This window comes from Pseudomonas qingdaonensis (genome assembly GCF_018398475.1).
Taxonomy (GTDB): Bacteria; Pseudomonadota; Gammaproteobacteria; order Pseudomonadales; family Pseudomonadaceae; genus Aquipseudomonas; species Aquipseudomonas palmensis.
On record NZ_CP074676.1, the window covers coordinates 510,108 to 531,653 of the forward strand.

The window sequence follows — 21,546 nt, forward strand, 5'->3', positions numbered from 1 at the left end:
GGGATGATGACTTTTCTGCGCCTTCCATTTGTTCTACTGCTCAGTGGCGTGCTGGGCTTGGCCGGGTGCAGCATGCACCAGCCGGTAGCGCTGTATCAGCTCGACAGTGGCGAGCCGGGGCAACCTGGCCAGAGCAACGGCATGGCCGTGGTGCTGGGGCCGGTCTCGGTGGCCGACTACCTGCAACGCGAAACCCTGCTGCAACGCCAGCGTGACGGCAGCCTGACGGCAGCGACCGATGGTCGCTGGGCGGGCAGCCTGTCGGCCGACATCGACCAGTTGCTGGTGCGCCAGCTGGCCTGGCGCCTGGACAGCCAGCGTGTGGTGCTGGCACCGGCCAGCACCGGGTTCAACCCGGATGTGCAGGTGCTGCTGTCGATCACGCGCCTGGACTCGGGCGTCGGCCAGCCGGCGATCCTCGATGCCCAGTGGCGCTTGCTTGATCGTCGTGGCCAGGTGCGTGACAACCGCATCGTGCATTTCGAGCAGCCCCATGAAGGCAGCTCGGCGGCGCAGGTACAGGCGCAGGGGCAACTGCTGCAGCGTCTGGCCGAGCAGCTGAGCGTGGCGTTGAAGCCGTTGGCCAATCAGCCGCCGATCGTGCAGGAACAGCCGAAGAAGGCCACGCCGGTACAGCAGGTGCGCAAGGAGCCGGAGAAGCCGAAGATTCCGATGGCGACACCGATTCGTACCGAGATGGAAGTGTTCCGGTTTTAACCGGCCACAAAAAAGCCCGCAGCGATGCGGGCTTTTTTGTGGCCGGTTGAAACCGGCTCCTACGGGGCCTCAGGTCTTGATCTGGCGCTCGTGCATCCGTGCCAGCTGGCGCTCCAGCATCGACGGATACGGCTCCATCAGGCGCTCCACACAGCACGCCCCTTCAGGGCTGGCAATCGGGCGGATGCGGGCACGCTGGCGAATCAGCGCATCATCACTGACCTTGCGCTCCACCAGCAGCAGGTTGCGGCTGTGTTGCGACAACGCCAGGGCATCCTGGGCCTTGTCGGTCAGCAGCAGGTCGATCTGGCTCAGGCCGTGCAGGTCTTCACCCAGCGCCAGGCCCAGCTGCAATTGCAGGGTAATCCCGCTGTCGGCCACTTCCACCTGCAACGCATGCCCCAGGGCACGCAGCAGTTCGCCACAGCAGATGGCGTTGGTCAGGTAGTCCTCGCCGCTTTCCGAGCTGTGGAACAACAGCAGCGTGCTGCCATCGTTGAGTGTGTGCACTTCGCTTTCATACAGCGACGCGGCCTGGTCGAGGCAGTCGCGGTAGCGGTCCAGCAGTTCGGTCAGGCGTGCCCGAGGCAGGCGGCGCAGTTGCTCCTGGGAGCCCAGTTGCACCGCCAGCACCGCACTGGCCTGCGGCTCGCGTGGCGCAGTGGGTACTACAGCCTGCGGCGCGGCATCGCTGTCGTCGCGCAGGTCGGCAAACGCCTCGTCGTCGTCTTCATCATGCGCTACTGGCCTGGGCAGCGCCGGCTTGGGCTCCAGCGCCGGCTCGCGCAGGTTGCGCACCTGCAAGGCCGGCTGCGCTTCGTGTTCCTCGTAGTCGTCTTCTTCCTCGGGCTCTGCTTCAGGCTCCGGCGGTGGCGGGGCAAAGCGCGAATGCAGCTGGCGCGCCAGGTCGCCGATCTCGTCCTGGCGGTCGGTGGCCGGGGTGTAGGCATCCAGGTCGCGCAGCCACACCCGCAGTTGCAGCAGCGGCGTCGAAATGAAGCGCCCCAGGCGCAGGCTCAAGGCCAGGGCCAGGGCCAGCAGGATCGCCGCCAGAATGCCCATGCTCTGCAGGCTGATGGTCAGCGGCTGCTGGAACTGGCTCATGTCCAGGCTGATGCGCAGTTGCCCGGCCGTCACGTCCTGGAAGGTGATCTTGGTCTGATACAGGCCCTCGACCTCGCCCAGCAGGCCGTTTTTCGGGCGCTGGCCGGCTTCGGCGAGGATCCGGTTGTCGACGCTGTAGATGGCGGCATGGGCCACCAGCGGGTTCTTCACCAGGTTGCCGAGCAGCACGTTGAGGCTGAGGATGTCGTTGGACACCAGCAGTTCGGTGGCAGACGTGGCGGTCTGCGTGGTCAGGCTCTGACCCAGGGCGTCGGCCTGCTCGTGCATGGCCTGCTTGAACTGCAGGCCCATGACCCCGGCGTAGATGACCAGCGCCAGCGCTACCAGAAACACGTTGTGGCAGGCGATCCGCAAGGCCAACGGCACACGGCGCTGGCGCAGGGCACGGAAGATCAGCAGGAAGAAATTGTCGGTTTTAACTGGCGTGGGCCGGTTCACAGAGCGCGGCTCTTTATGTCGGAGAAGGTGCTGCGCAGTATAGCGACAGGGCATGGGCCGGCAAAGTATCGACTGCGCCCGATGGTCTGCGAAAGTGGGTAGAATGCGCGTTTTGTCACTGTGTCGGAGCCCGTTTTGCGCGAAATCGTTCTGATTAACATCACCGGCGAGGACCGTCCGGGTCTCACCGCGGCCATTACCGGCGTGCTCGCCCAGGGCGGGGTGAACATCCTCGACATCGGCCAGGCGGTCATCCACGACACGCTGTCGTTCGGCATCCTGGTGGAAATCCCCAGCACCGAGCAGGCCAGCGCCGTGCTCAAGGACATCCTCTTCACCGGGTACAAGCTGGACCAGCAGGTGCGCTTCACCCCGGTTTCCGAGCAGGACTACCAGCAGTGGGTCGACGGCCAGGGCAAGGCCCGCCACATCGTGACCCTGCTGACGCGCAAGGTCACTGCCGAGCAGTTGCAGCGGGTGAGCTCCATCACCGCCCAGTACGGGTTGAACATCGACCATATCGACCGTCTGTCGGGTCGTATCGCGTTGGACACCCCGGCCGACCAGGGCAAGGGCTGCATCGAGTTCTCCGTGCGTGGCGAGCCGGCCGACCCGCAGGCCCTGCGTGCCGAGTTCCTCAGCGTGGCGCAGGAGCTGAACGTCGACATCGCCTTCCAGCAGGACTCGCTGTTCCGCCGCAACCGTCGCCTGGCGGTGTTCGACATGGACTCCACCCTGATCGAGGCCGAGGTCATCGACGAGCTGGCCAAGGCGGCAGGCGTGGGCGAGCAGGTGTCGGAAATCACCGAGCGTGCCATGCGTGGCGAGCTGGATTTTCGTGCCAGCTTCAAGGAGCGCCTGGCGCTGCTCAAGGGCCTGGACGTCAACGTGCTGGACGAGATCGGTGCTTCGCTGCGCCTGACCGAGGGCGCCGAGGTGCTGTTCGCCGAGCTCAAGCGCCTGGGCTACAAGACCGCGATCCTGTCGGGTGGCTTCACCTACTTTGCCAAGCAGCTGCAGGCCAAGCTGGGTATCGACTATGTGTTCGCCAACGAGCTGGAAGTGGTGGACGGCAAGGTGACCGGCGTGGCCGTGGAGCCGATTGTCGACGCGCAGCGCAAGGCTGACCTGTTGACCGAGCTGGCACGCAAGGAAGGCTTGCAGATGGAGCAGACGATTGCCGTGGGCGACGGTGCGAACGACCTGCCGATGCTGGCGATTGCCGGCCTGGGCGTGGCGTTCCGGGCCAAGCCGCTGGTCAAGCAGTCGGCCAAGCAGGCGATTTCGACGCTGGGGCTGGATGGGGTGCTGTACCTGCTGGGCTTCAGGGATCGCGACGGTCGCGACTGAGAAGCGGGGCCGCTGCGCGGCCCATCGCGGGTCAAGCCCGCTCCCACAGGTTTGCCATCGCTCCAGAAGGCCGTGCAGCCCCTGTGGGAGCGGGCTTGACCCGCGATGAGGCCCGACAGCCAGGCACAAAAAAGCCCGCATCGCTGCGGGCTTTTTGTTGGGTCAGGCGTGCTGCGCCGGCAACCCCAGGCATTCGCCCATGTTCACCACCGACCCCGCACCCAGCGATTCGGCCCACTTCACCTGCTCTGGCCCGAACAGCACCACAGCCGTCGAACCCAGCTTGAAGCGGCCCAGCTCGGCGCCTTTTTCCAGGTGGATCGGTGCACGCGCTGCCTCGTCGTAGCGGAAGGTCTTCAGCTCGCGCTTGGGCGGCGTGACCAGCCCGGCCCATACCGTCTCGACCGACGCCACGATCATCGCGCCCACCAGCACCACGGCCATCGGCCCGCGCTCGGTATCGAACAGGCACACCACGCGCTCGTTGCGCGCAAACAGCTCCGGCACGTTTTCGGCGGTGGTCTGGTTGACCGAGAACAGCCGGCCCGGCACGTAGATCATCTCGCGCAGGGTACCGGCCAGCGGCATGTGCACGCGGTGGTAGTCCTTGGGCGACAGGTAGATGGTGGCGAATTCGCCACCCATGAACGGCGCGGCATTGGCCGGGTCGCCGCCCAGCAGCTCAAGGGCGCTGAAGCTGTGGCCCTTGGCCTGGAAGATGCGGCCATGCTCGATCGGGCCCAGCTGGCTGACAGCGCCGTCGGCCGGGCACAGGATCGCCCCCGGAGTCTGGTCCAGCGGGCGGGCATCCGGCTTGAGCGCGCGGGTGAAGAATGCGTTGAAGTGCTCGTAGGCGGTCAGGTCTTCGACCTGGGCCTGGGACATGTCGACCTGGTAGCGCTTGGCGAACCACGCGGTGAAGGCATTCTTGAACCATTTCACGCGGCATTCGGCCACGCAGCCGGCCAGGCGCGACAGCAGGTGGTGGGGCAGCAGGTACTGGCTGATGATGAACAAGCGGGATTTCATTGAATTTCCTTAAACTTCTACAGGCGTGTCGGGGTGGTTGCCCCATTCGCCCCATGAGCCGGCATAGGCCTTGACCCGTGGGTAGCCCAGGTGTTTGGCCACAAGATAGGTGAAGCCGGAGCGGTGGTGGGTCTGGCAGTGGGTGATCACTTCCTTGTCGCGGGTGATGCCCAACTGCTCGAGGATCTGGGGCATGTCCTTGCGGATGCGCAGGTGATCGTTCTGGTCCATGCCGGCCGTCCACTCGAAGTTGACCGCGCCCGGGACGTGTCCGCCCTTGGCGGCCAGCACTTTCTCACCCCGGTATTCCTGCGGGCTGCGCGCATCCCAGACCGCCAGGTCGGCAGCGCCCAGGCGGCTTTGCAGGTATTCGCGGGTGGCGGTGGGGGCTTCGTGCAGGGTCAGGCTGACGCTGCCGGCAGCGGGCGCGGGCACATCGGTCGAGAGCTCGCCGGTCCAGCCCAGCGCGCCACCGTCGAGGTAGTGGTAGCGGGTATGGCCGATCACATCCAGCAACCAGATGAAGCGCCCGGCCCAGCCGCCGCCTTCGTCGTCATACACCACATACACGGCGTCCGGGTTGTGCCCCAGTTCGCCGAACAGCTTTTCCAGGTCGCCTTGGCTCGGCAGCAGCCCGGGCGCCGGTGGCTGGCCCAGCTGGGTGCGCTTGGGGTCGACGAAGCGCGCACCGGGAATGTGCCCGCTGCCATAGCGTTTCGTGCTGGTCAGGTCGACCAGGATCAGCCCCGGCGCATCCAGGCGGGCTTGCAGGTCGGCGGGTTCAATCACCAGGGGCAAGCCGGAAAAGTCAGTCATCCAGAGTCTCCAGATCGGAACAGAGTGGGCGATTGTAGCGCATGGGTCAGGTGCTGCGGTTGCTGAAGGCGGTGAGGGCGCGCTCGATGCACTGGGCGGTCTTGCCGAACGCCTGCACGCTGATCTCCGAGAACGGGCCGCCGCCCTGGTCGGCCAGCACCACCATCACCACCTTGCCGTTGCTCGACAGCGAGCGCAGCAGCAGGTGCTGGCCACGGAACAGCACGCGCAGGGTGCCGGGCAGCAGGGCACCGAACTGGGCATAGTTGTCCGGGGTCAGGCGCAGTTGTGCCGACTGGGTCAGCAGGCGTTGCAGCAGCTTGCTCTGGGCGAGCGGCACCACCAGGCCGCCGGCCTCGGCGGGCAGTCCGGCGATCTGGTGCACGCGCAGGTGGGTCATGCCCTTGTCGGCCATCAGCATCATCACCCGCTGCATGCCGCAGGCCACCAGGGCATCGCGGGCGTAGGTGGTCAGGTGCATGGCGTTGGTGAATGCACTGGGCTCCACCAGCAGGTCGGCGCAGTACTTGCGCCAGGCCCCCAGCGATTCGGTCGAGGGTACGTCGGCAGGCCGCAGGCGGCGGTGCACGTAGTGCGAGCCGGTCGGCCAGATCAGCGATTCGGCGGGGTGGTAGAGGTCGTCGTCGGCGTGCAGGCGCGCACTGTTGGCGGCCTGCTGGTGCACCTGTTGCTGCACGTCGCTCAGCGGCACCTGCAGGTACAGGCTGGTCAGGCGTTGCCAGCGCTGGCTGTGCGGGCAGTCCCAGGCGTGCTGCGCCGCCAGGGCCAGGCCGTTGGCCAGCAGCACGGTGTTGGCCGGCTGGTTGAGCCAGCGGCGCAGGGCCGGGTCGGCGTCCAGCAGCTGTTGCTGGCGCAGCGGGTTGTCGTGCAGGCGGGCGATGTGCATGACCTTGACCAGCAGGCGGCGTTCTTCGCTGAGCACGTGATAGCCCTGGGTGACCCAGTTGGGCAGGCGCCAGTAGTCGGCCAGGGCGCGGCATAGCGCCAGCAGGGGTACACCGAACAGTTCGCGCTCCACGCGCAGGGCCGGCTCGCCGCGGTGCACCACGCGCACTTCCCATTCCTCGATCAGCTTGGGGTGCGCCAGGGCCAGGGTCCACAACGGCGAGAGGAACAGCAGGCTGCCCCAGTGGATCTCCTGCCACAGCCGCGCCAGTTGGCTGGCGAACAGGCCGCTGGCCTGCTGGCTGGCATGCAGGCTGATCATCTGCAGGTGGCGCAGGGCCTTGGGGATCTGCGCCGGCGGCGCGGTGGGCAGGCGCAGCAGCAGTTCTTCGGCGCGCTTGAGGCCAAGCCGGTTGAGGGCGATTTCCAGGCTTTCGGCCGGCTCGGCCATGCTGGCGTGGGTATGCCGGTTGGCTTCGCGCATCACGCTGAGCACCAGCGCGGGGCTGTCCTGCATCAGATCGGCGATGTCACGCAGCGAGCGGCGGCTGTCGCCGATGGCTGCTTTTACCCGCTCGTGACTGTCCAGCGGCACCGGCAGTTGCACGCTGTCGAGCAGTTTGATCCAGGCGTCTAGGGTCTTTGGAATTTGAGTTGGCACGTGAGTTCACTAGGCATGCTGGGAGGTGGCCGAACTGGCTTTTCGCCTTGACTGGCTATAGTCTGGCGCAGAACTGCCGATAAGTAGAAGAAGAGTTTTACGAACTTCCGCCCCCGACCCTGACCACGACAGTAAGTGCTTCCAATCTATGGCTAAAATTATCGGCATCATTGTCGTATTCGCGAGCGTGCTTGGCGGATACGTTCTTTCTCACGGCAAGATCGCGGCCCTGATTCAGCCTTTCGAGGTGCTGATCATCGGCGGTGCCGCCTTTGGTGCGTTCCTGCAGGCCAACCCCGGCTACATGACCATGCACGTGATCAAGAAGTCGCTGAGCATGTTCGGCTCGCGCTTCTCGCACACCTTCTATATAGAAGTGCTGGGCCTGATCTACGAGATCCTCAACAAGAGCCGGCGCGAAGGCATGATGGCGATCGAGGGCGATATCGAAGACGCCGCGGCCAGCCCGATCTTCGCCAAGTACCCGGCGGTACTCAAGGATGAGCGCATGACCGCGTACATCTGCGACTACCTGCGCATCATGTCCACCGGCAACATGGCCCCGCACGAGCTCGAAGGCCTGTTCGACATGGAACTGCTGAGCATGAAGGAAGAGCTCGACCACCCGTCCCATGCCGTGACCGGCATCGCCGACGGCATGCCCGGCTTCGGTATCGTGGCGGCGGTACTGGGTATCGTGGTGACCATGGCTTCGCTGGGCGAGGGCGACCAGAAGTCCATCGGCCTGCACGTGGGTGCGGCGCTGGTGGGTACCTTCTTCGGTATTCTGGCGGCCTACGGCTTCTTCGGCCCGCTGGCCACCTCCCTGGCCCACGACGCCAAGGAAGAGGTCAACGTGTACGAGGCGATCAAGGCCGCACTGGTGGCGTCGGCCTCCGGCATGCCGCCATCGCTGGCGGTGGAGTTCGGTCGCAAGGTGCTGTTCCCCAAGCACCGTCCAAGCTTTGCCGAGCTGGAACAAGCAGTTCGCGGTCGCTGATCCATGGAAAACAATCAGCCGATCATCATCAAGCGCGTAAAGCGCTTCGGCGGCGGCCATCACGGCGGCGCCTGGAAAATCGCGTTCGCCGACTTCGCCACGGCGATGATGGCGTTCTTCCTTGTGCTGTGGCTGCTGTCCACCGCCACGCCCGAGCAGAAGATCGCGATTGCCGGCTACTTCAAGGACCCCATCGGGTTCTCCGAGAGTGGCACCCCGTACATCATCGACCTGGGCGGCTCGCCGGAGCTGGCCCCGGAAAAGACCATCAACCCTGAAGTGCAGTCCGAGCCGACGCCTGACACCAGCATCCAGCTGGACAAGGACGCGGTCGAGAGCATGGCCGAGCAGGTCGAGAAAGACCGCTTGAACCTGGTGCTGCAGGAGCTGCAGAACAAGGTCGAAGAAAACCCGCAACTGCAGAAGTTCAAGGACCAGATCCTGTCCGAGATCACCCAGGACGGCCTGCGCATCCAGATCATGGACGCCGAGAACCGGCCGATGTTCGACCTGGGCAGTGCGCGCCTGCAGCCGTACTTCGAGGACATCCTGCTGGCCATGGCCGACACCATCAAGGCGGTGCCGAACAAGATCAGCATCAGCGGCCACACCGATGCCAAGCCCTACGCCGGCACCGGTGATTACGGCAACTGGGAGCTGTCGGCCAACCGTGCCAACGCGGCGCGTCGGGCGCTGGTGGCCGGTGGCTATCCGGATGCCCAGGTGGCGCGGGTGGTGGGGTATGCATCGTCGTCGCTGTTCGACCGCGAGAACCCGCTCAACCCGGTGAACCGTCGTATCGACATCATCGTGCTGACCAAGAAGGCCCAGCGCACCATCGAGGGCGAACAGACCTCGCCGACGCCGCCGGACGCAGCCCAGCCGGGCGCGGCACCTGCGCCGGGCGCTGCGGCACCGACGCCCGAGCCCGAGCCGATGCAGCCGCGTGAACTGCGCGAGAAGCTGAACATCTTCGAGGATGGCGTGTTGAAGATGGACGAGCCCAACAAGCCGCAGTGAGCCGGCAGCCGACAACGCCCGCATGGAGTGATCCGTGCGGGCGTTGTGCTGTGTGGGGTTCGGCATTTCAGTAGCCGCGACCGATGCTGGCCTTGAGCTCGGCCTGGAAGTGCTGGGCATTGCAGCGATTGTCGCCGGGTGCGGCCTGCGTGGGCAGGTTGAGGGCGCGGCCAAGGGTGTGTTCCAGGCGGTACGCGCTGACGAACAGGTCCAGGTCGGCGGCTTGCGCCATGGCCGGCAGTTCGCCCAGGTAGGTGGGGCTGGCCGGCTCGCCCAGCTGGAACGTGGCGACCCGGCGGTCGGCCAGCGCTGCGGCGCCCAGGGCGAAGGGCACCCACCAGGCGCCGCAGGTGTTGCCCGACACCAGTACGATCAGGTGGGTGCAGCCGTGCAGGCTGCGGCTGATGAGGGTGGTGAGGGTGCAGGCATCGTCGGCCTGGGGGTCGATGGCCTCCAGGCAGGTGGCGAGGCCCTCGAGGCGCAGGTGCTCGCCGATGGCCATGGCGGCGGCCAGGTCGTTGCGGCAGTAGAGGAGTGAGACTGGCATCCGGAGGTCCGTGGTGGGCGCAAATCTGGTGCGGGATACCTTTGATGATTACGACGCGTGGTGCAAGGCGTGGGATTGAATCAGGAGGTGGACTACATGCCTGGGTGAAAAGGCCTACAAATGTGTTGCAACAACTGACGCCTTCGCCGGCAAGGCCGGCTCCTACAGGTGTCCGCGTAAGGCGAATCTTCGGAATTTCCCTATTCCCTGTAGGCCCCTTCCCAATCATACTTTTGCCGCTTTCCCGCCATTGCGGTGGTCACGGTAGCGCTCTAGTCTGCGTTGCGTCGTTGGTGTTCAACGACCGGTTTTGACAGACCGTTACTGATTTCGGACCACATGTGCATCGCTTTATGGCGGCTGTGCGTGGGGCACTTCGTGTGCGCCGAGTTCCGGTATCCTCGGTCTGTCAACCCGCGTACAGCTGCCACCTATTTGTTTGACAGCAAAGCGTGGTAGCTCCACTGATACTGGAGTTGGTCATGTTGAAAATCGTCCCCGATCCACCCCAATACGCCCATCTGCCCCTCGAAGACATCCTCTCGTGCACTGATCGCGAGCGCTGCGCGCTCGTTCGCCGGCAAGGCCGGCTCCTACAAAGGCTCGCAGTACCTGTAGGAGCCGGCCTTGCCGGCGAAGACGCCCGTAGAGCCAATTAAGAAAGTCGTCGGGAGATAACAGATGGAAAACAGCTCAGTCTTCAAGACACTAGGCGTCGGCACTTTCGGCGAAGGCGAGGGCGGCCCCACCGCCGAGCGCCTGTTTCGCGTGCAAGCCGGCCACAACGCCGACTTCGCGCTGGAACAATCGGCCCTGCTGCTCAGTTGCGCCTACAAGCTCACCTTGCAAGCCGGCATCGAGCCGGATGGCACGCTTGTCTGGGCGGCACATTACCTGAGCGGCATGTCCAAGGCCCTGGTCGAGGATGTGGCGCACGCGATGTTCATCGAACAAACGCCTGCGCCATGACCGTCAGTAGCTGTCCTGCGGCAGGCTGGCAATGATCGAGCGATAGCTGTTCATGCGCTGCTGCTGCACGCGCCCGTCTTCCAGCGCCTTGAGCAGCGCACAGCCCGGCTCGCGGTCGTGCTTGCAGTCGCGGAAGCGGCAGGTGCCGATCAGGTCGTTGAACTCGATGAAGCCGGCCTCCACGTCCGCCCGGCTCACGTGCCCCAGGCCGAACTCGCGAATGCCCGGCGAGTCGATCAGCTCACCGCCACCCGGGAAGTGGTACAGCCGCGCGGTGGTGGTGGTGTGCTGGCCCTGGCCCGACCACTCCGACAGCTCGCCTACGCGGGTGTCGACATCGGGCAGCAGGCTGTTGACCAGCGACGACTTGCCCACCCCGGACTGGCCGACGAACACGCTGATGTGCCCATCGAGCATGGTCTGCAACTGCTGCATGCCGTCGCCATGGTGCGCCGACACTTCCAGCAGCGGGTAACCCAGCTGACGGTACACCGCCAGCAGCGCATTCAGCGCCGGGGCGTTCTGCTCGTCGATCAGGTCGGCCTTGTTCAGCAGCAGCAGCGGGCGGATACCGGCATGCTCGGCGGCCACCAGGTAACGGTCGATCAGGTTGGCATGCGGCTCGGGGGCCGGGGCGAACACGATCACGATCAGGTCGACGTTGGCCGCCACCGGCTTGAGCTGGCCACGGCTGTCGGGGCGGCACAACTCGGTGCTGCGCGGCATCTGCGCCACGATCACGCCGATACCCTGGTTGCCAGCGCGCCATACCACCTTGTCACCAGTGACCAGCGCCGGCAGGTTGGCGCGCAGGTGGCAACGGAACACCTGGCCGGCCACGTCGCCGTCCTGTGCTTCGACTTCTACCTGCACGCCGAAGTGTGCAATCACCAGGCCCAGTTGTTCAGGCCCCAGGTCGCCGCCTTCGAGGGTGTCCAGCGTGTGCTGTTCGCGTTTGGCAGCGCGGGCGGCGCGCTCACCCTGGATTTTTTCGATGCGCCAGTTCTGGCGGCGATTGAGCTGGCGTTTGGCCATGTAGGTCTCGTTTCGTCAAGCAAAGCATGTGAGGGTGCAACGGCGTCGAGTCTAGCACGCTCCACTAGGCTAAACTGCGCGCCTACCGAGGAGCAGAATCATGCAGAACCCACAGAACCTGATCTGGATCGATCTGGAAATGACCGGCCTGGATCCGGACAGCGACGTCATCATCGAGATGGCCACCATCGTCACCGACAGTGACCTGAACACCCTGGCCGAAGGTCCGGTGATCGCCATCCACCACAGTGACGAGGTGCTGGCGCGCATGGACGAGTGGAACACCCGTACCCACGGCAACTCCGGCCTGACCCAGCGCGTGCGCGAGAGCAAGGTGAGCATGGCCGAGGCCGAGGCCGAGACGATCCGCTTCCTGGAGCAGTGGGTGCCCAAGGGCAAGTCGCCGATCTGCGGCAACAGCATCTGCCAGGACCGTCGCTTCCTGTACCGCCACATGCGCGAGCTGGAAAATTTCTTCCACTACCGCAACCTGGACGTGTCCACCCTCAAGGAGCTGGCCGCACGCTGGGCTCCCGAGGTGCGCGACAGCTTCAAGAAGGGTGGCACGCACCTGGCGCTGGACGATATTCGCGAATCCATCGCCGAGCTGCGCCACTACCGCGAGCACTTCATCAAGTTCTGACCCGCACTGCGCCAACAATCGTTGGCGCGCCCCCTTTTGGTGCCTGGGGCAACTGGGTAGACTGCGCGCCTCTTTGCACGGACCTGCGCCATCATGCTGTTGATGCTCTATTTGATCGCCATTACCGCCGAAGCCATGACCGGGGCGCTGTCGGCCGGGCGGCGCGGCATGGACTGGTTCGGCGTGGTGCTGATCGCCTGCGTCACGGCCCTGGGCGGAGGCTCGGTGCGCGACGTGCTGCTGGGCCACTACCCGCTGACCTGGGTGAAGCACCCGGAGTACCTGGTGCTGACCAGCGTGGCGGCCTTGATCACCATTTTCATCGCGCCGCTGATGCGCCACCTGCGTTCGCTGTTTCTGGTGCTCGATGCGCTGGGGCTGGTGGCGTTCACCCTGATTGGCTGCATGACGGCGCTGGAAATGGGCCAGGGCATGCTGGTGGCGTCGATCAGCGGGGTGATCACCGGCGTGTTTGGCGGCATCCTGCGGGATATCTTCTGCAACGACATTCCGCTGATCTTCCGGCGTGAGCTGTATGCCAGCGTGTCGTTTCTGGCGGCGTGGTTCTACCTGGGGTGCGTGTACTTCAAGGTGCCGGGGGAGCAGGCGATTCTGCTGACGCTGTTTGGCGGGTTGCTGCTCAGGCTGCTGGCGATACGGTTTCGCTGGGAAATGCCCAAGTTCCAGTACAACGACGAGCATTGAGGGCTTCTTCGCGGGTCAAGCCCGCTCCCACAGGATCACCACTGTTCTTGAAACCGGTGCTGTCCCTGTGGGAGCGGGCTTGACCCGCGATGGTCGCGCTGCAGACCTAAAGGCGTGCCTGATGCTGACGCAGCGCCCACTCCACATGCTCCCTCACCAGCTCCGACGGATACTCCCGCCGCGCCTGGAGCGCCTCCAGCACCGGTATGGTCGAGGGCGCATTGCCCAGCCCCACCGCCAGGTTGCGCAACCAGCGCTCATACCCCGCCCGGCGCAGCGGCGAGCCTTCGGTGCTGGCCAGAAACGTCTCTTCATCCCACATGAACAGCTCCGCCAGCCCGGCATTGTCCAGCCCGTGCCGCGGCTTGAAATCCGCTTCGCCGGTGGGCCGGGCAAAGCGGTTCCACGGGCACACGATCTGGCAATCGTCACAGCCGAACACCCGGTTGCCGATCAGCGGCCGCAGCTCTTCGGGGATCGCGCTCTTCAGTTCGATGGTCAGGTACGAAATGCAGCGCCGCGCATCCAGCACATACGGCCCCACGAAGGCCTGGGTGGGGCAGATGTCCAGGCATGCACTGCACCGCCCGCAATGCTCGGTGGCCTGCGCCTCGTCCACCGGTAGCGGCAGGTCGACGAACAGCTCGCTGAGGAAGAAGTAGCTGCCCGCCTTGCGGTTGAGCAACAAGGTGTTCTTGCCGATCCAGCCCAGCCCGGCCTGTTCGGCGATGGCCTTTTCCAGCACCGGCGCGCTGTCGACGAAGGCGCGGAAGCCGAACGGCCCGATGTCTTTCTGGATGCGCTCGGCCAGGTGCTGTACGCGCTTGCGGACCAGCTTGTGGTAGTCGCGCCCCAGCGCATAGCGCGAAATGTAGGCCTTTTCGGGCTGGGCGAGCATCTGCGCCATCTGCGTGTCGCCCGGCAGGTAGTCCATGCGCAGCGACACCACGCGCAAGGTGCCCGGCACCAGCTCGTCGGGGTGCGAGCGTTTGCTGCCATGGGCGCCCATGTACTCCATCTCGCCGTGATAGCCCTCGGCCAACCAGCGTTCCAGGTGTTTTTCGTGTTCGCCCAGCTCCACACCGGCAATGCCGACGTGCGCAAAGCCCAGTTCACGGCCCCAATCCTTGATCGATTGGGCGAGGGCGGGTAGATCGAGGGGGGAAGCAGACATGCGAAATAGGGCAACGATGACTCAGGTGCGTATAATTCTGCCAGACATCGGAGCCGAACGACGCATGCCTCAGACCAAACACCCTGCAAATCAGCCATTGGTGCTCACCAGCGTCACCCTGGCGAGCCTCGCGCCGCGCTCGAATGCCGCACACAAGGGCGACTTCGGCCATGTGCTGGTGGTCGGTGGCGACCGTGGCACGGGCGGTGCGGTGCTGCTCAGTGCCGAGGCGGCGCTGCGCTGCGGCGCCGGCCTGGTGTCACTGGCCACCCGCAGCGAGCAACTGCCCGCCGCGCTGGCCCGCCTGCCCGAGGTGATGAGCCTGGGCGTGCATTCGGCCAACCAGTTGATGGCGCCGATTGAACGCGCCACCGTACTGGTGGTCGGACCCGGACTGGGGCAGGCCGCCTGGGGGCGCAGCCTGCTCTCGGCGGTGGTGCCGGCCAGGCACGCCCAGGTGTGGGATGCCGATGCGCTGAACCTGCTGGCGCAAGCACCCTTGCCGCTGGCGGCGGGCAGCATCATTACCCCGCATCCGGGGGAGGCGGCGCGCCTGCTGGGGATTTCCACCGAAGCGGTGCAGGCCGATCGCTCCTGGGCGGCGCTCAAGCTGGCGCGCAAGTACGCGGCGGTGTGTGTGCTTAAAGGCGCCGGCACGCTGGTGGCCGACCCGGCCGGGCAATTGGCACTGTGCCAGCGCGGTCACCCGGCCATGGCCGGTGCCGGCCTGGGCGATGTGCTCAGCGGCGTGCTGGGTGCGCTGCTGGCCCAGGGCATGCCGGCCTGGGACGCCGCCTGCCTGGGGGTGTGGCTGCACGCCTGTGCCGGCGAGCGCCTGGGCGTACAAGGTCGCGGGCTGGCGGCCAGCGACCTGATACCGGTCATTCGTCAAGTTCTGGAGGAGCATTCAGCGTGTCAGGTGTAACCCTGTTTATGGCCGACGAAGCGGCCATGTGTGAGTTCGGTGCCCGTATCGCCCAGGTGACCAAGGGTCACGGCGTGATTTTCCTCGAGGGTGACCTGGGGGCCGGCAAGACCACCCTGTCACGGGGCATCATCCGTGGTCTGGGACACATCGGCGCGGTGAAAAGTCCTACCTTCACCGTGGTTGAGCCCTACGAGATTGGCGACATTCGTGCCTTCCATTTCGACCTGTATCGTCTGGTCGATCCGGAGGAGCTGGAGTTCATGGGCATTCGCGACTACTTCGAAGACGACGCCCTGTGCCTGTTCGAGTGGCCCCAGAAGGGGGCGGGCATTTTGCCAAAGCCCGACCTGACCATTACCATAAGCCCCCAGGCGGACGGGCGTTCGCTGAACCTGTTGCCGCAGGGCTCTCGCGGTGAAGCCTGGTGTGCCGCTCTGGCCTTGGAAATCAATTAGAAAATGGGGATAGGTATGCGCTTTCGCGCACTGTTTGGCGTTGTAGGACTGCTGCTGGCGGCAGTAACCGTCGATGCCTTCGCGATCACGCAAGTCAAGAGTGTCCGTTTATGGCGTGCGCCGGACAACACACGCCTGGTGTTCGACCTGTCTGGCCCGGTGCAGCACAGTGTGTTCACCCTGACGGCCCCGGATCGCCTGGTGATCGACATCAATGGCGCAACCCTGGGTGCGCCTTTGAACGTGTCCACCTCCAATACCCCGATCACCAGCGTGCGCTCGGCGCAGCGCACCCCTACCGACCTTCGCGTGGTCATCGACCTGAAAAAGTCGGTGACGCCCAAGAGCTTCACCCTGGCGCCCAACGCCCAGTACGGCAACCGTCTGGTGGTCGACCTGTTCGATCAGGAATCCGACGCCACGCCACCCACCCCGACCCCGTCGGTGGCCACCACGCCGGCCGTGCCGGTGACCCCGACGCAGCCGGCGATCAAGTTGACCCCGGTGCCCAGCGGCAAGCGTGACATCGTGATCGCCATCGACGCCGGTCACGGCGGCGAAGACCCGGGTGCGTCCGGCTCGCGCGGCCAGCATGAGAAAGACATCGTGCTGGCCATCGCCAAGGAACTGCAGCGCCAGATCAACAGCGAGAAGGGCTTTCGCGCCGAGCTGACGCGTACCGGCGACTACTTCATCCCGCTGCGCAAGCGTACCGAGATTGCGCGCAAGAAGGGCGCCGACCTGTTCATCTCGATCCACGCCGACGCCGCGCCGTCCAAGGCGGCCTTCGGTGCCTCGGTGTTCGCCCTGTCCGACCGTGGCGCCACGTCCGAGACGGCGCGCTGGCTGGCCGACAGCGAAAACCGCTCCGACCTGATCGGTGGTGCCGGCAACGTCAGCCTCGACGACAAGGACCGCATGCTTGCGGGCGTGCTGCTCGACCTGTCGATGACCGCCTCGCTCAGCTCCAGCCTCAACGTGGGGCAGAAGGTGCTGGGCAATATCGGCCGGGTCACCCCGCTGCACAAGCGCCGCGTGGAACAGGCCGGGTTCATGGTGCTCAAGTCGCCGGACATCCCGTCGATCCTGGTGGAAACCGGGTTCATCTCCAACGCCAACGAAGCCTCCAAGTTGGCCACTGCTAGCCATCAGCAGGCCCTGGCACGCTCGATCCACAGTGGCGTGCGCCAGTTCTTCCAGCAAAACCCGCCGCCGGGCACCTACATCGCCTTCCTGCGTGACAGCGGCAAGATCGCCCAGGGCCCGCGCGAGCACACCGTGCGTCCGGGCGAGACCCTGGCCATGATCGCCGTGCGCTACCAGGTCAGCGTGGCCAGCCTGCGCAGCACCAACGGTCTGAAAACCGATGAGCTGAAGGTTGGCCAGAACCTCGACGTACCGGCCACCACGCTGGCTGGCCAGCCATGAGCAGCGGCGCTCGCATCGAGCTGCTCAGCCCGCGGCTTGCCAACCAGAACGCCGCAGGCGAGGTGGTCGAACGCCCGGCCTCGGTGATCAAGGAGCTGCTGGAAAACAGCCTCGACTCCGGTGCCCGGCGCATCGACGTCGAGGTGGAGCAGGGCGGGGTCAAGCTGCTGCGGGTGCGCGATGATGGCAGCGGTATCGCTGCCGATGACCTGCCGTTGTCCCTGGCGCGGCACGCCACCAGCAAGATCCGCGACCTGGAAGACCTCGAGCGGGTAATGAGCCTGGGCTTTCGCGGCGAGGCACTGGCGTCGATCAGCTCGGTCGCGCGCCTGACCCTGACCTCGCGCACCCGCGACGCCGACCAGGCCTGGCAGGTTGAAACCGAAGGCCGCGACATGTCCCCGCGGGTGCAGCCGGCAGCGCATCCGGTGGGTACCTCGGTCGAGGTCCGCGACCTGTTCTTCAATACCCCGGCCCGGCGCAAGTTCCTCAAGACCGAAAAAACCGAATTCGACCATCTGCAGGAAGTCATTCGGCGCCTGGCGCTGGCGCGCTTCGACGTGGCCTTCCATTTGCGCCACAACGGCAAGAGCGTCCTCAGCCTGCATGAAGCCCATGACGACACGGCCCGCGCACGGCGCGTGGCCTCGATCTGCGGCCCGGGCTTTCTGGAGCAGGCGCTGCCGATCGAGGTGGAGCGCAACGGCCTGCATCTGTGGGGCTGGGTCGGCCTGCCGACCTTCTCGCGCAGCCAGGCCGACCTGCAATACTTCTTCGTCAACGGCCGTGCCGTGCGCGACAAGCTGGTCGCCCACGCGGTGCGTCAGGCCTACCGCGACGTGCTGTTCAATGGTCGGCACCCGACCTTCGTGCTGTTTCTGGAGGTCGACCCCACCGGCGTGGACGTGAACGTGCACCCTACCAAGCACGAGGTGCGCTTTCGTGACGGGCGCATGGTGCACGACTTCCTGTACGGCACCCTGCACCGGGCGCTGGCCGATGTGCGCCCGCAGGATCACCAGCCGGGTGCAGCCGCTGCCCCCGAGGTGGAGCGCCCCAGTGGCCTGCAGGCCGGCGAGTTCGGCCCCCAGGGCGAGATGCGCCTGGCCGCCAACCTGCTCGAACAGCCCCCGGCGCAGCCGATGCTGAACACGGCGGGCAGCGCCGCGGGCAGTGGCTCGGGCGCCGGCTACCAGTACCAGTACACCCCACGTCCGGCCCAGGCATTGCCCGCGGCCGAGGCCCAGGGGGTGTATCGCGAATTCTTCGCCCCGCTGCCCGGCAGCGAGCCGGCCAACCTGCCTCAGGGCCAGGGCGATATTCCGCCGCTGGGCTATGCGCTGGCGCAGCTCAAGGGCATCTATATTCTTGCCGAGAACGCCCAGGGCCTGGTGCTGGTGGACATGCATGCGGCCCACGAGCGGATCATGTACGAGCGGCTCAAGGTGGCCATGGCCAGCGAGGGCCTGAGCGGCCAGCCGCTGCTGGTGCCCGAGTCCCTGGCCCTGAGCCAGCGCGAGGCCGATTGCGCCGAAGAACACGCGGCGTGGTTCCAGCGCCTGGGCTTCGAACTGCAGCGCCTGGGCCCGGAAAGCCTGGCGATCCGGCAGATCCCTGCGTTGCTCAAGCAGGCCGAGGCCAATCGCCTGGTGCAGGACGTGCTGGCCGACCTGATGGAATACGGCACCAGCGACCGTATCCAGGCACACCTGAACGAGCTGCTCGGCACCATGGCCTGTCATGGCGCGATTCGCGCCAACCGGCGCCTGGCCCTGCCGGAAATGAACGGCCTGCTGCGCGACATGGAAAACACCGAGCGCAGCGGTCAATGCAACCATGGCCGACCGACCTGGACCCAGATGGGCCTGGACGATCTGGACAAACTGTTCCTGCGCGGTCGCTGATATGGCAGTTCGCAATCCCCCGGCCATCTTCCTGATGGGCCCCACCGCCGCCGGCAAGACCGACCTTGCCATCGAGCTGACCAAGGTGCTGCCGTGCGAGCTGATCAGCGTCGACTCGGCGCTGGTCTACCGCGGCATGGACATCGGCACCGCCAAGCCGTCCAAGGCGCTGCTGGCCGAGCACCCGCACCGGCTGATCGACATCCTCGACCCGGCCCAGAGCTATTCGGCAGCCGATTTTCGCCGCGATGCGCTGCAGGCCATGGCCGAGATCACCGCGCGCGGCAATATCCCGCTGCTTGTGGGCGGCACCATGCTGTATTTCAAGGCGCTGCTCGAAGGCCTGGCCGATATGCCTGCGGCCGATGCGCAGGTGCGTGCCGAGCTTGAAGCCGAGGCTGCACAGCTGGGCTGGCAGGCCTTGCACGCCCAGCTGGCGGCGGTCGACCCCGAATCGGCGGCGCGCATCCACCCCAACGATCCGCAGCGGTTGGTACGGGCGCTGGAGGTGTACCGGGTCAGCGGCATGACGATGACGTCACATCGCGAGCGTCAATCGGCGCAAAGTAGCGTCGCAGGCGCTTCGGGCCAGGAACAATTGCCCTATACTGTCGCCAGCCTGGCAATCGCCCCGCAGGATCGAAAGGTGCTGCACGAGCGAATTGCGCTACGATTTGGGCAAATGCTGGAACAGGGCTTCGTCGACGAGGTCCGATCACTGCGTGCCAGAAGTGACTTGCATGCAGGGCTGCCGTCTATACGGGCAGTCGGTTATCGCCAGGTCTGGGATCACCTTGATGGCAAGTTGAGTGCAGCTGAAATGCAGGAGCGCGGCATCATTGCCACTCGCCAATTGGCGAAGCGGCAGTTTACCTGGTTGCGCAGTTGGGCCGATCTGCACTGGTTGGACAGCCTGGCTTGCGACAATCTGCCACGCACCTTGAAATACCTGGGATCGGTCTCCATATTGGGCTGAGTCCCTGCAATTGCCGTCTACTCTTGGGGGTGGGGCGGCCTGAGCCATCATATTTCTTTGATTTTTTACTATTGATCCTTACAGGAGTGCGGCATATGTCAAAAGGGCATTCGCTACAAGACCCTTACTTGAATACTTTGAGAAAAGAGAAGGTCGGCGTTTCGATCTATCTGGTCAACGGCATCAAGCTGCAGGGCACGATCGAGTCGTTCGACCAGTTCGTGATTCTGCTGAAGAACACCGTCAGCCAGATGGTCTACAAGCACGCGATCTCGACAGTGGTGCCGGTTCGTCCGATTCGTCTGCCAAGCGCAGCCGACGCCGAACAGGGCGACGCTGAGCCAGGTAACGCCTGATAGGAGTCTGCTTTGTTCTTTGAGCGCCACGGTGGTGGTGAACGGGCAATCCTCGTTCACTTGGAAGGTCAGAGCCCTGAGGCGCGCGAAGACCCGCAGGAGTTCCGCGAGCTGGCCCTGTCGGCCGGTGCCGATATTGTCGCGTTCGCCAATGTGGCGCGACACCAGCCTACCGCCAAGTTCCTGATTGGCAGCGGCAAGGTCGAGGAATTTCGCGACCTGGTCAAAGCCGAACAGGCCGATTTGGTCATTTTCAATCACACCCTCACGCCCAGTCAGGAACGTAACCTCGAACGTATCTTCGAGTGTCGCGTGCTTGACCGCACGGGTCTGATTCTCGACATCTTCGCCCAGCGGGCACGTACCCACGAAGGCAAGCTGCAGGTCGAACTGGCCCAGCTCGAGCACATGAGCACGCGTCTGGTGCGCGGTTGGACTCACCTCGAGCGGCAGAAGGGCGGTATTGGTCTGCGCGGGCCGGGTGAAACCCAGCTCGAAACCGACCGGCGCCTGCTGCGCATACGCCTGCGCCAGATCAAGGGTCGCCTGGAGAAGGTGCGCAGCCAGCGCGAGCAGGCACGGCGCGGGCGCAAGCGCGCGGATATCCCCTCGGTGTCGCTGGTGGGGTACACCAACGCCGGCAAGTCCACTTTGTTCAATGCGCTGACCCAGTCCGAGGTGTATGCGGCCGACCAGCTGTTCGCCACCCTCGACCCGACCCTGCGTCGGCTCGAGCTGGATGACGTCGGGCCGGTGGTGCTGGCCGACACCGTGGGCTTCATCCGTCACCTGCCGCACAAGCTGGTCGAGGCATTTCGGGCTACGCTCGAAGAGTCGAGCAACTCCGACCTGCTGCTGCACGTGATCGACGCCCATGAGCCGGAGCGCATGGAGCAGATCGAGCAGGTCATGGCGGTGCTCGGCGAGATCGGTGCCGAAGGCTTGCCGATCCTCGAGGTGTATAACAAACTCGACCTGCTCGAAGGGGTCGAGCCGCAGATCCAGCGCGATGCCGACGGCAAGCCGCAGCGGGTATGGGTATCGGCCCGTGACGGTCGTGGCCTGGAGCTGGTGGGGCAGGCGATTGCAGAACTGCTGGGGGATGACCTGTTCATCGGTACCCTGCGCCTGGAACAGCGTTTCGCGCGGTTGCGCGCGCTGTTCTTCGACCTGGGGGCGGTGCAGAGCGAAGACCATGACGAAGACGGCAACACCCTGCTGGCGGTACGCTTGTCCCGGGTCGAGTTCAATCGCCTGGTAAGCCGCGAGGGGATGAAACCGCTGGAGTTCATCGAGCAACACACTTTGCAATACAAGCCCGACCTCGCGGTCGGGCAGCCGTGACAGGCATTCTGTAGCATTGG

General features: G+C 65.2%; 21 protein-coding genes. 14 read left to right on the forward strand and 7 right to left on the reverse strand.

Annotated elements, in window-relative coordinates:
* The first annotated feature begins 6 nt into the window (after positions 1-6).
* Complete coding sequence (locus KH389_RS02345; RefSeq protein WP_043863554.1) at positions 7-717, forward strand: PqiC family protein; 711 nt, start codon at positions 7-9, stop codon at positions 715-717.
* A 69-nt stretch (positions 718-786) separates the two neighbouring features.
* Here KH389_RS02345 and KH389_RS02350 read toward each other — a convergent pair whose 3' ends face one another.
* On the reverse strand, positions 787-2,280 hold the full coding sequence (locus KH389_RS02350) for a histidine kinase (RefSeq protein WP_213606813.1): 1,494 nt from the start codon (positions 2,278-2,280) through the stop codon (positions 787-789).
* Between the two features lie 135 nt (positions 2,281-2,415).
* Here KH389_RS02350 and serB point away from each other — a divergent pair, with 135 nt between their 5' ends.
* Positions 2,416-3,630 (forward strand): phosphoserine phosphatase SerB, encoded by a 1,215-nt coding sequence (serB, locus tag KH389_RS02355; RefSeq protein ID WP_043863552.1) that lies wholly within the window; start codon positions 2,416-2,418, stop codon positions 3,628-3,630.
* Positions 3,631-3,792: 162 nt separating this feature from the next.
* Here serB and asd read toward each other — a convergent pair whose 3' ends face one another.
* The 3 genes from asd to KH389_RS02370 are packed head-to-tail and all read right to left on the reverse strand — an operon-like array spanning position 3,793 to position 7,042.
* A complete protein-coding gene (gene asd / locus KH389_RS02360) occupies positions 3,793-4,659 on the reverse strand; it encodes an archaetidylserine decarboxylase (protein ID WP_043863551.1) in 867 nt (288 codons plus the stop codon).
* A 9-nt stretch (positions 4,660-4,668) separates the two neighbouring features.
* Positions 4,669-5,475: a rhodanese-like domain-containing protein gene (locus KH389_RS02365; protein ID WP_043863550.1), complete on the reverse strand. Its 807-nt coding sequence runs from the start codon at positions 5,473-5,475 to the stop codon at positions 4,669-4,671.
* 46 nt (positions 5,476-5,521) lie between these two features.
* Complete coding sequence (locus KH389_RS02370; RefSeq protein ID WP_054916178.1) at positions 5,522-7,042, reverse strand: HDOD domain-containing protein; 1,521 nt, start codon at positions 7,040-7,042, stop codon at positions 5,522-5,524.
* Between the two features lie 148 nt (positions 7,043-7,190).
* Between KH389_RS02370 and motA the strand changes: the two genes are divergently transcribed.
* Positions 7,191-8,042 (forward strand): flagellar motor stator protein MotA, encoded by an 852-nt coding sequence (gene motA, locus KH389_RS02375; protein ID WP_043863548.1) that lies wholly within the window; start codon positions 7,191-7,193, stop codon positions 8,040-8,042.
* Positions 8,043-8,045: 3 nt separating this feature from the next.
* Positions 8,046-9,062, forward strand: coding sequence for a flagellar motor protein MotB (motB, locus tag KH389_RS02380; protein WP_213606815.1), 1,017 nt, complete (start codon positions 8,046-8,048; stop codon positions 9,060-9,062).
* 67 nt (positions 9,063-9,129) lie between these two features.
* Here motB and KH389_RS02385 read toward each other — a convergent pair whose 3' ends face one another.
* On the reverse strand, positions 9,130-9,609 hold the full coding sequence (locus KH389_RS02385; RefSeq protein ID WP_054916177.1) for a TIR domain-containing protein: 480 nt from the start codon (positions 9,607-9,609) through the stop codon (positions 9,130-9,132).
* A 681-nt stretch (positions 9,610-10,290) separates the two neighbouring features.
* On the opposite strand from KH389_RS02385, the gene KH389_RS02390 reads away from it, so the two are divergent.
* The gene (locus KH389_RS02390) at positions 10,291-10,578 is read left to right on the forward strand and encodes a DUF3077 domain-containing protein (protein WP_043863545.1); all 288 of its coding nucleotides are present in this window, start codon (positions 10,291-10,293) and stop codon (positions 10,576-10,578) included.
* A gap of 3 nt (positions 10,579-10,581) precedes the next feature.
* On the opposite strand, the gene rsgA is transcribed toward KH389_RS02390, so the two are convergent.
* Positions 10,582-11,613, reverse strand: a complete 1,032-nt coding sequence (gene rsgA / locus KH389_RS02395; RefSeq protein ID WP_196932997.1) for a small ribosomal subunit biogenesis GTPase RsgA — start codon at positions 11,611-11,613, stop codon at positions 10,582-10,584.
* Between the two features lie 100 nt (positions 11,614-11,713).
* Between rsgA and orn the strand changes: the two genes are divergently transcribed.
* Both orn and KH389_RS02405 read left to right on the forward strand, forming a co-directional pair.
* Entirely contained in the window at positions 11,714-12,256 is a 543-nt protein-coding gene (gene orn / locus KH389_RS02400; RefSeq protein WP_043863543.1) for an oligoribonuclease, read from the forward strand.
* A gap of 90 nt (positions 12,257-12,346) precedes the next feature.
* Entirely contained in the window at positions 12,347-12,961 is a 615-nt protein-coding gene (locus KH389_RS02405; RefSeq protein ID WP_173925102.1) for a trimeric intracellular cation channel family protein, read from the forward strand.
* A 106-nt stretch (positions 12,962-13,067) separates the two neighbouring features.
* Here KH389_RS02405 and queG read toward each other — a convergent pair whose 3' ends face one another.
* A complete protein-coding gene (queG, locus tag KH389_RS02410) occupies positions 13,068-14,135 on the reverse strand; it encodes a tRNA epoxyqueuosine(34) reductase QueG (RefSeq protein WP_043863541.1) in 1,068 nt (355 codons plus the stop codon).
* Between the two features lie 64 nt (positions 14,136-14,199).
* Between queG and KH389_RS02415 the strand changes: the two genes are divergently transcribed.
* From KH389_RS02415 to hflX, 7 genes are all read left to right on the forward strand, one after another.
* Complete coding sequence (locus tag KH389_RS02415) at positions 14,200-15,060, forward strand: NAD(P)H-hydrate dehydratase (RefSeq protein ID WP_058541594.1); 861 nt, start codon at positions 14,200-14,202, stop codon at positions 15,058-15,060.
* The gene (tsaE, locus tag KH389_RS02420; protein WP_116052588.1) at positions 15,048-15,518 is read left to right on the forward strand and encodes a tRNA (adenosine(37)-N6)-threonylcarbamoyltransferase complex ATPase subunit type 1 TsaE; all 471 of its coding nucleotides are present in this window, start codon (positions 15,048-15,050) and stop codon (positions 15,516-15,518) included. Before KH389_RS02415 ends, tsaE begins: the two co-directional genes overlap by 13 nt.
* Before the next feature lie 3 nt (positions 15,519-15,521).
* Positions 15,522-16,946: an N-acetylmuramoyl-L-alanine amidase gene (locus KH389_RS02425; RefSeq protein WP_196932996.1), complete on the forward strand. Its 1,425-nt coding sequence runs from the start codon at positions 15,522-15,524 to the stop codon at positions 16,944-16,946.
* Entirely contained in the window at positions 16,943-18,850 is a 1,908-nt protein-coding gene (gene mutL / locus KH389_RS02430; protein WP_213606816.1) for a DNA mismatch repair endonuclease MutL, read from the forward strand. The genes KH389_RS02425 and mutL overlap by 4 nt, the downstream gene beginning before the upstream one ends.
* 1 nt (position 18,851) lies before the next feature.
* Complete coding sequence (gene miaA, locus KH389_RS02435; protein ID WP_043863536.1) at positions 18,852-19,826, forward strand: tRNA (adenosine(37)-N6)-dimethylallyltransferase MiaA; 975 nt, start codon at positions 18,852-18,854, stop codon at positions 19,824-19,826.
* Between the two features lie 95 nt (positions 19,827-19,921).
* Complete coding sequence (hfq, locus tag KH389_RS02440; protein ID WP_043863535.1) at positions 19,922-20,182, forward strand: RNA chaperone Hfq; 261 nt, start codon at positions 19,922-19,924, stop codon at positions 20,180-20,182.
* A 12-nt stretch (positions 20,183-20,194) separates the two neighbouring features.
* The gene (gene hflX, locus KH389_RS02445) at positions 20,195-21,526 is read left to right on the forward strand and encodes a ribosome rescue GTPase HflX (protein WP_058541590.1); all 1,332 of its coding nucleotides are present in this window, start codon (positions 20,195-20,197) and stop codon (positions 21,524-21,526) included.
* Positions 21,527-21,546: the final 20 nt, after the last annotated feature.